Source organism: Paracoccus binzhouensis (assembly GCF_016446475.1).
Classification (GTDB): Bacteria; Pseudomonadota; Alphaproteobacteria; order Rhodobacterales; family Rhodobacteraceae; genus Paracoccus; species Paracoccus binzhouensis.
Genome location: NZ_JAEHFP010000151.1, coordinates 1 through 8856 on the forward strand (window position 1 = coordinate 1; position 8856 = coordinate 8856).

General features: G+C 70.2%; 10 protein-coding genes and 1 tRNA gene. 8 read left to right on the forward strand and 3 right to left on the reverse strand.

What is annotated here, in order from left to right; all coding sequences use genetic code 11:
* A partial coding sequence (locus I9P22_RS21845; RefSeq protein ID WP_199262083.1) for a peptidoglycan-binding domain-containing protein occupies positions 1-1162 on the forward strand: 1162 nt, incomplete at its 5' end.
* Here the strand turns inward: I9P22_RS21845 and I9P22_RS21850 are convergent.
* Positions 1159-2607, reverse strand: coding sequence for a TrkH family potassium uptake protein (locus I9P22_RS21850; protein ID WP_199262086.1), 1449 nt, complete (start codon positions 2605-2607; stop codon positions 1159-1161). The genes I9P22_RS21845 and I9P22_RS21850 overlap by 4 nt on opposite strands.
* 86 nt (positions 2608-2693) lie before the next feature.
* Between I9P22_RS21850 and I9P22_RS21855 the strand changes: the two genes are divergently transcribed.
* The 3 genes from I9P22_RS21855 to truA all read left to right on the forward strand — a co-directional run bounded on the left by I9P22_RS21855 (position 2694) and on the right by truA (position 4851).
* Positions 2694-2767, forward strand: a tRNA-Gly gene (locus I9P22_RS21855).
* A gap of 315 nt (positions 2768-3082) precedes the next feature.
* Positions 3083-4066: a 5-bromo-4-chloroindolyl phosphate hydrolysis family protein gene (locus tag I9P22_RS21860; protein ID WP_199262088.1), complete on the forward strand. Its 984-nt coding sequence runs from the start codon at positions 3083-3085 to the stop codon at positions 4064-4066.
* 5 nt (positions 4067-4071) lie between these two features.
* On the forward strand, positions 4072-4851 hold the full coding sequence (gene truA / locus I9P22_RS21865; protein WP_199262090.1) for a tRNA pseudouridine(38-40) synthase TruA: 780 nt from the start codon (positions 4072-4074) through the stop codon (positions 4849-4851).
* Here the strand turns inward: truA and I9P22_RS21870 are convergent.
* On the reverse strand, positions 4824-5771 hold the full coding sequence (locus I9P22_RS21870; protein ID WP_199262093.1) for an NAD-dependent epimerase/dehydratase family protein: 948 nt from the start codon (positions 5769-5771) through the stop codon (positions 4824-4826). The two genes, truA and I9P22_RS21870, sit on opposite strands and share 28 nt — an antisense overlap.
* An 88-nt stretch (positions 5772-5859) precedes the next feature.
* A complete protein-coding gene (locus I9P22_RS21875) occupies positions 5860-6609 on the reverse strand; it encodes a sugar transferase (RefSeq protein ID WP_199262095.1) in 750 nt (249 codons plus the stop codon).
* A 155-nt stretch (positions 6610-6764) separates the two neighbouring features.
* Between I9P22_RS21875 and I9P22_RS21880 the strand changes: the two genes are divergently transcribed.
* From I9P22_RS21880 to tsaB, 4 genes are all read left to right on the forward strand, one after another.
* Positions 6765-7220, forward strand: coding sequence for a universal stress protein (locus tag I9P22_RS21880; RefSeq protein ID WP_019352269.1), 456 nt, complete (start codon positions 6765-6767; stop codon positions 7218-7220).
* The gene (locus I9P22_RS21885) at positions 7220-7822 is read left to right on the forward strand and encodes a CPBP family glutamic-type intramembrane protease (RefSeq protein ID WP_199262097.1); all 603 of its coding nucleotides are present in this window, start codon (positions 7220-7222) and stop codon (positions 7820-7822) included. Before I9P22_RS21880 ends, I9P22_RS21885 begins: the two co-directional genes overlap by 1 nt.
* Positions 7823-7876: 54 nt before the next feature.
* Entirely contained in the window at positions 7877-8431 is a 555-nt protein-coding gene (locus I9P22_RS21890; RefSeq protein ID WP_199262099.1) for a NifU family protein, read from the forward strand.
* The coding region (tsaB, locus tag I9P22_RS21895; RefSeq protein ID WP_199262102.1) for a tRNA (adenosine(37)-N6)-threonylcarbamoyltransferase complex dimerization subunit type 1 TsaB at positions 8424-8856 on the forward strand (433 nt) is incomplete at its 3' end. The genes I9P22_RS21890 and tsaB, both read left to right, overlap by 8 nt.

Genomic DNA, 8856 nt, shown 5'->3' on the forward strand with positions numbered 1-8856 from the left:
GGCGCCCACCGCGCCGGTGGCGCCCGGCACGCCCGAGACGCCCGGGGGGGCGACCGGCAATGCCTCGACCTTGCCGCAGGGCGCGGGCCAGCCGGCAGCCGAGGACGGCGAGCCCGTGGCGGGCGATCTGGCGGGCACGGATGCCACCCCCGAAGCCGCCGCAGCCGCGCCGGAACCCGCTGCCGAACCTGCGCCGGCGCAATTCTTCCTGCGTCTCGAATCCAGTTCCGACCGCGCCCGCGCCGAGGAGCTGCTGGCGACATGGCGCGAGACCTTGCCCGAGGCCGGGCTCTGGACCCTGCCCAACGGCCGCTCGGCCATCGCCTTCGGCCCGATGGACGAGGCGACCGGCAGCGCCTGGCTCAAGGCCTTCAAGGCCGCGGGCGCGGTGCCCAAGGACGCCTTCCTCTCGCCCGCCGAGGACATGGGCGAAATCGCGATCATCGGCAAGGTGCCGGAGCTGGGCGAGCCCCCTGCCCCGGATGCCGCCCCGGTGGCCATGCCGCCGCTTGAGGACATCCAGCGCGCGCTGCGTTGGGCGGGCCATTACGACGGCGGCATCGACGGCAAGGACGGCCCCAAGACCCGCGCCGCCATCGCCGCGGAGATCGTGCGCCTGCGCGCCTCGCCCGATACCGCCACCGCCATGGCCGAGCTGATCCGGCGGCGCGAAGCCTGGCGGGCCGAGATGGGCCTGACCGAGCTGCGGGACAGCCATACCGGCCTGGCGCTGCCCGCGCCGATGGACAAGCTGCAATTCGACCGCGCTGAGCGGGCGCTGTCGATCTATGGACCGAAGAACGGCTCGGGCGCGGCCCTGATCCTGTTCAGCCAACCCGGCGGCCAGCAGGAGATGCTGGACCTCGCCGGCCTGGTCACCGCGCTCGGCTGGGTGCCGGCGCCCGAGCGCAAGGTCGAACGCGGCAGCGTCACGCTGGACGGCCGCAACCGGACCCATATCGGCCATGCCGAGGGCCGGGTCCTGGACGGGCGCGTGCAGGGCTTCGTGCTGATCTGGCCGGTCTCGGATCCGGAGGACCAGCACCGGCTGGCGGCCGAGATCTCGGACAACCTGACCCGCTTCGCCCCCGGCGCCGGCGAGGCGCAGCCCGAAGCGCCGGCCATCGCCCCGGCAGCGGCCCCCACGGTGGCGCAGGACTAGGCGCGCCAGAACCGCGGCAGGAACAGCACCAGCACCGAGATCAGCTCGAGCCGGCCCAGATACATCCCGATGGTCATCAGCCATTTCGAGGCGGTGGGGAAATCCGTCACCGCGCCGCTGGGGGTCAGCTCCGGCCCCCAGACCACGCCGACATTGGCGATGGCGGTCCAGGCCGCGGTCAGCGCCGTGCGCGAATGCAGCCCGGTCAGCGCCAGCCCGACGATCAGCAGGCCAAAGGACAGGATGAACAGGGTGAAGAAGGCCATGACCGAATCGACCACGTCCTCCTCCAGCGGCCGGCCGTCGTAAAGCAGCGGAAACACCCGGTGCGGCGACTGCATCCGCCGCAGCTGCGCCTTGACCGCCTGGAACAGCACCAGGTAGCGGAAGACCTTGACCGAGCACGAGGTCGAGCCGGTGCAGCCGCCGATCAGCCCGACGATCACCAGGATCACCAGCGGGAAATGCCCCCATTGCGTCATGTCGGTCGAGGCGAAGCCGGTGCCGGAAAAGGTCGAGATCACGTTGAAGGTGGTCTCGCGGATCACGTCGAACGGGTTCCGGGTTTCAAGCCAGAGCAGCCGATAAAGCACGATCACCGCGATCGCATAGAAGGTCCAGCGCAGATAGGCCCGGACCTGGATGTCGCTCCAGAGCGGCTCGGCCGAGCCACGGATCAGCTGCACCATGCGGATGAAGGGGATCGAGGCCAGGATCATGAAGAAGGACGCCGCATATTCCGCCGGCCCGATGAAGGGCGCGAAGCTGGCGTCGTAATTGGAAAACCCGCCGGTCGAGCAGGTGGACAGCGCCAGCACCAGCGCGTCGAAGCCCTTCATGCCCAGCAGGATGTAGACCACCATGCAGAGCCCGGTCATGGCGATGTAGACGCCGGTCATCTCGCGGGCGATGTCGAAGGCGCGGGGCAGGATCTTGCCCAGCGTGTCGAAACCCTCCGAGCGAAAGAACTGCATGCCGCCGACCTTCATCACCGGCAGGAAGATCATCGCGACCACGATGATCCCCAGGCCCCCGGCCCAGTTCAGGAAGGCCCGCCACAGGTTGGTGCCCTTGGGCAGGCCGTCCAGATCGGGAAAGACCGTGGTGCCGGTGGTGGTCACGCCCGACATGGCCTCGAAATAGGCGTCGGTGAAGCCGGCCTGCGGCGCCCCCAGGATGAAGGGCAGCGCACCCGCCACCGGCACCACCAGCCACAGCAGCGCGGTCAGCAGGAACACCTGCTGGATGGTCATGGACTTGTCCACCTGCCGCGTCGACAGCGCCACCAGCCCGCCGGCCAGCATGGTCAGGATGCCGCATTCCAGGAAGACCAGCCAATGCGGGTCGCCGTGCCACCAGTCCACCAGCATGGGCAGCGCCATCGCCGCCCCCAGCGTGACGACGACCTTGCCGACGATATTGGCCACGGGACGGATATCGATCATGCCGCCTTGCTTGCCCCGCCGCCCCGCAGGCGTCAAGCGCGCGGCGCTTGCGCGCCGCCGCGCCAGCCCCTATAGAATGGCCCGACGCGGGTGTAGCTCAATGGTAGAGCAGCAGCCTTCCAAGCTGAATACGTGGGTTCGATTCCCATCACCCGCTCCACGCTCCCCCGCATGTCGCATCCGCCTGCCCGAACCAGCTTTTTCCGTTTCCCAAATACCTCGGGGGGAGCGCCTCGGGCGCCCCGCCCCGGGGCGCATGAGGCGCGGGGGGCAGAGCCCCCGACCGCAGCGCCCTTCCGTTCGCCGGCCCCAGGCCCTATATCCTGTTCCCGGCGGGCAACCCGCATCACCCGCCGACACGACGCACCGAAAGGAAGCCCATGTCCCAGAAAGCCATGCAGCGCCTGTCCTTCTTCCTGCTCATGGGACTGACGCTCTATGCCTCCATCCTGGGCGCGGGCTGAAGGGGGCGGCGATGGCAAAGCGTTTCGGCGGCCGCTTCTCGCCGCAGCCCCGGCTGGACGGAACCGACCCGCGCCCGCCCGCCCGCCCGGCGCCGGGCGAGATCCGGCACCCGCTGGAATCGCGCACCCGCTGGGTCACGATCATGGCGACGCCGCTGCTGATCAGCGCCTTCTGGCAGGATCCGGCCGGCCTCGCCTTGCAGCTCATCGGCTTCGGCACCCTCGCCTCGGGCATGTGGATGACGCGCGAGGGGCTGCAGGCCGAGGCCGCCTATGACGCGCGCCGCGTCGCCCGCCGCCCGGCGATCCCGCGCAAGCTGTTCGGCGGCATCCTGACCGGGCTGGGCCTTGCCGTCGGCGCCTATGTGCCGGGGGCCGAGGCGGGCGCCGGGGTGATCGGCGTCGCGGGGGCCGTGCTGCACTGGCTGGCCTTCGGCACCGATCCCATGCGCGACAAGGGCATGGAGGGCGTCGACGGCGTGCAGCAGGATCGCGCCCAGCGTATCGTCGCCGAGGGCGAGGCGCATCTGAAGGCCATGCAGGACGCCATCCTGCGCACCGGCGACCGCCGGCTCGAGGCGCGCGTCGGCATGTTCGCCGCCACCGCGCGCGAGCTCTTCGGCCATGTCGAGGACAATCCCGACGCCATCGGTGCGCTGCGCCGCTATCTGGGCGTCTACCTGCAGGGCGCCCGCGACGCGACGGTGAAATTCGCCGATCTCTACGCCCAGACCCGCGACCCGCGGGCGCGGCAGGATTACGAAACCCTGCTCGACGACCTGGAAACCGAGTTCGCCGCCCGCAGCGCCAGGCTGCTCGAGGGCGGGCGCACCGACCTGGACATCGAGATCAGCGTGCTGCGCGACCGCCTGGCGCGCGAGGGGCTGCGCCCCGCCGCCACACCGGACCCTGCATCGGAGCCTGACGAATTGCAGCGGCCGATGACCATGGACGACCTGCTGATCCCGCGCGAAGCGGACAAGCAGCGCCGCTGAGAGACATGCCCCGTTTCGCCCTGCTGATCGAGTATGACGGCGGCCCCTTCGCCGGCTGGCAGGCCCAGGCCGACCGGCCCAGCGTGCAGGGCGCCATCGAGGCCGCGCTGGCCCGGCTCGATCCCGGCTTCGCCGCCGGCGCCCGCATCGCGGCGGCGGGGCGCACCGATGCCGGCGTCCATGCCACCGGCCAGGTCGCCCATGCCGATCTGATCCGCGACTGGGACCCGTTCCGGCTGTCCGAGGCGCTGAACTGGCACCTAAAGCCCGCCCCGGTCGCCATCCTGGCCGCCGCGCGGGTGGCCGAGGATTTCCACGCCCGCTTCTCGGCGCATGAGCGGCGCTATACCTTCCGCCTGCTGGCGCGGCGCGCGCCCGCCACCCATGACCGCGGCCGGGTCTGGCAGGTGTCGCAGCCGCTGGATGCCGCGGCGATGCGAGCCGGTGCCGCCCATCTGATCGGGCTGCACGACTTCACCACCTTCCGCTCGACCATGTGCCAGTCGAAAAGCCCGGTGAAGACGCTGGACGAGATCCGCATCGAGGAACTGGCCGTGCCGCAGGGCCGCGAATACCGCTTTCACCTGCGGGCGCGATCCTTCCTGCACAACCAGGTCCGCTCGATCGTCGGCACGCTGGAGCGGGTCGGCGCCGGGGCATGGCCGCCCGCGCGCGTGGCCGAGGCGCTGGAGGCACGCGACCGCGCCGCCTGTGGCCCGGTCTGCCCGCCGCAGGGCCTGTATCTGACCGGCGTCGGCTACGCCCCGCCGCCCTTCGGCGCCTGAGCCGCCCAGAGCAGCCGCAACCCCTCGGCCACCGGGATGCGGGCGACAAAGCCCAGCCTGGCCCGCGCCGCCTCGGGATTGCCGCGCGAGGCGCGGATATCGCCGCCGCGTGCCGGCGCATGGTCGATCGCGTTCGTTCCGCGCCCCGCCACGCGATCGATCTGCGCCGCAAGCTCCAGCAGCGTCGTCTCGGTGCTTGTGCAAAGGTTGAAGACTTGGGCGCCGCCCTGCCCCGCGACATGATCCGCGGCGCGCAGCAGCCCCTCGACCACATCGGCGACATAGATGAAGTCGCGGCTTTGCAGCCCGTCGCCAAAGACCAGATGCGGCCGGTCGGCCAGCCGGTTGGCGCAGAATTTCGAGATCACCCCGGCATAGGGCGAGGCCGCATCCTGCCGCGGCCCATAGACGTTGAAGAAGCGCAGCCCGACCGAGGCCAGGCCATGTACCTCGGCCATGGCGCGGGCCTGGTGCTCGCCGGCCAGCTTGTCCGCGGCATAGGGCGAGATCGGCAGCGGCAGGTCGGTCTCGCGGCAATCGGCACCCGAACGGTTGCCGTAGACCGCGGCCGAGGAGGCATAGACCACCGGGATATTGCCCGCCCGCTGCGCGGCTTGCAGCACGGCGATGGTGCCGCCAAGGTTGACCCGATGCGCCGCCATCCAATCGGCGATGCAAAGCTGCACAGAGACCCGCGCCGCCAGGTGAAAGACGCAATCCACGCCGGCAAGCAGCCCGTCCAGAAGTTTCGCGTCCAGCACGTCGCCCGAAACCAGCCGCGCCGCCTGGGGCAGATTCTCGTGCCGGCCGCTCGACAGGTCGTCGAGCACGATCACCTCGTCGCCCGCGGCCAGCAGACGCTCGACCAGATGGCTGCCGATGAATCCGGCCCCGCCCGTCACCAGGATCTTTCGCTGCAAGATCGTCCCCTCAGGCTTCCGGGTCAGACATTATGATGCAATGCGGGCATGGACCGGGCATCCGGGGCGGCGGCGGGATCGGCCGGGGTTACTTGCGACCGCGGCGGCGCGGGCGTTCGTCCTTGTAGACGACGATCAGCACCGTGCGCCACAGGATCCACAGGTCCAGCCAGATGGTGCGGTTGCGCTGATAGATCAGGTCGATCTTCAGCTTGGTCGGCAGGCAGCGCTGCGCATAGGCGGCCTCGGTGGCCTCGGCGCTGTCGCAGCCGCGCAGGATCTTGTCCTCGTGCCGATGATAGATCAGCGTCGCAAGCCCGGTGACGCCGGGGCGGCTTTTCAGCACCTGACCATAGACGACCGGATAGCGGTCCACATATTCGCGGATGGTCGGGCGCGGGCCGACGAAGCTCATGTCGCCGCGCAGGATGTTGAAAAGCTGCGGCAATTCGTCGATGCGGGTGCGGCGCATGAAATGGCCCAGGGGCGTGATGCGCCAGGCCTTGTGCGCGCCGGTGACGCCGAAATCGTCGTCCTGGCGCAGCATGGTGCGGAATTTCAGATGCGTGAAGGTCCGACCCGGCGCGATCATCCGCGGCGCGGTGTAGAAGATCGGCCGCCCCTGCACCACCAGCAGCAGCAGCGCGAAGGCCGCCATGACCAGGGACAGCGGCACCAGCAGGATCAGGGCCAGCGCGATGTCGAACAGCCGTTTCGAGACCGGCATGGCCGCCACGTCGCGGCCATGCGCCTCGCCCTTGAACCACGACATCTCGGGCTGGGGCAATGTGGCGAGCCGCGCGATGTCGGTCTTTTCCCAGTCTTGATGGATCGTCACAATTCCGTCCCGTGTTCGGCGATTTGGCTAACATATCTCGCGTAGCACAGGGTCTGTGAATTAGGAACCGACGCAAGAGGGAAACAGCACAAGACTTGCGCAAGCGTGTCCTTTCGGCCAGTCTTTGCTCAAATCGGGGCTGCCGGTAGGGGACGATGCGGAAATTTCTGGTGGTTCTGGACGATTCGCGCGAATGCCTGAACGCCATCCGCTATGCCGCCCTGCGCGCCGCCAAGACCGGCGGCGGCGTCCAGGTCCTGGCGGTGATTCCGGCCAATGCCATCCAGCACGGCATGGGCGTGGCCGAGGTGATGCGCGCCGAGGCCTATGAGCGGATCGAGGCGCATTACGAGGTCTTCGCCAAATGGATGCGCGACCGCCCCGGCATCGAGCCGGAGCTGGTGGTGCGCGAGGGCGAGCCGGGCACCGAATTGCTGGCGCAGATCCACGAGGATCCCGAGATCGGCGTGGTGGTGCTGGCCGCCTCGACCGAAAGCGCCGGGCCGGGGCCGCTGGTCACCCGGCTTTTGCGCGAAATGGCCAGCCTGCCCTGCCCGATCACCATCGTGCCCGGCGACATCTCGCGCGAGCGGCTGGAACAGGTCACCTGATGAACCGCCGCCTGGCGCTGGCGGCGCTGCTGGCGATTTCGGCGCTGGCGGGGCTGTTTCGCCTGCTGGGGCAAGGCGGTCTGCGGCCGCTTGACGGCTATCTGGTCGGGCTGGCCGTTTATTGGGCATTGCTGGCCCTGGCGCTGCGCCGCTGCGGCGGATGGTCGCTGCGCCCGCGCCGCCCCTCGCCTCCGGTGACGCTGGCCCTTGTCGCGCTGGTCGCGGCCGCCGCGCTGTGGTCGGGCGATGCGCCGGCCCGGCTTTCGCCGCATGTGCTGGCGGCGGTGGCGTTGGCGGCGCTGCTGAACGGCACGCTCGAGGAAGGGTTCTGGCGCGGCGCCCTGATCCCGCGCCCGGGCCTGGGCGCGCAGGTTCTGGCGGTGGCTCTGTTCGTGCTGTGGCACCTGGCGCCGGCGATGGGCGCCGCGCGGCTTTCCGGGCAGGATCCCGCGTCGATGATCGCCGGCGCGGCGCTGATCGCGCCCTTCCTGATGGCGGCGCGGCTGTCCTCGGGCACGGCGGGCGCGGGCGCTGTGGCGCATGCGCTGGTGAATTTCTTTGTCTTCGCCGGGCTTGCCGCGGGCAAAGGCGCCGCCCTCTAGCTTGACTTGCCCCCCCTTCGATCCCCATATCCGGGCACAAAGGAGCCCCGCGCCATGTTCATCCAGACCGAGACCACCCCGAACCCCGCGACACTGAAATTCCTGCCCGGCGAAACCGTGCTGGGCAACGGCACCGCGGATTTCCCGCAAGCCGATGCCGCCGCCACGAGCCCGCTTGCCCGCCGCATCTTCGCGGTGCCGGGCGTGACCGGCGTGTTCCTCGGCTCGGACTTCGTCACCGTGACCAAGGCCGACGAGGCGGTCTGGGACCATCTGAAACCCTCGGTCCTGGGCGCGATCATGGAGCATTACCAGTCCGGCGCCCCGGCGATCGAGGGCGCGGCCGCCAGCGCCCATAACGACCAGGACGGCCCCGACGCCGAGATCGTGAACCAGATCAAGGAGCTGCTGGATACCCGCGTGCGCCCGGCCGTGGCGCAGGACGGCGGCGACATCACCTTCCACGGCTTCGACCGCGGCGTGGTCTACCTGCACATGCAGGGCGCCTGCGCCGGCTGCCCCTCCTCCACGCTGACGCTGAAGATGGGCATCGAGAACCTGCTGCGCCACTACATCCCGGAAGTGACCGAGGTTCGCCCCGTTGGCTGAGGCGCTCTCGCTGGGCTTCGACACATCGGCCGCGCATTGCGCGGCCGCTTTGCTGCAAGGCGACCGGGTTCTGGTCCAGCGCCACGAGGCCATGGCCCGCGGCCAGGCCGAACGGCTGATGCCGCTGCTGGAGGAGGTGCTGGCCGAGGCCGGGCGGGACTGGCGCGATCTCGACGTGATCGGCTGCGGCATCGGGCCGGGCAATTTCACCGGCATCCGCATCGCGGTGGCGGCGGCGCGTGGGCTGGCGCTGTCGCTGGGCATCCCCGCCATCGGCGTCGGCGCGACCGAGGCCGCGGCCTTCGGCCTGCCCCGCCCCTGCCGCGTCGCGCTGCCCGCGCGTCCGGGCGAGGTCATCTGGCAGGATTTCGGTCCCGGCGCCGAAACCGCACCGCGCCAATCCCCGGCGCAAGAGCTGCCGGCCG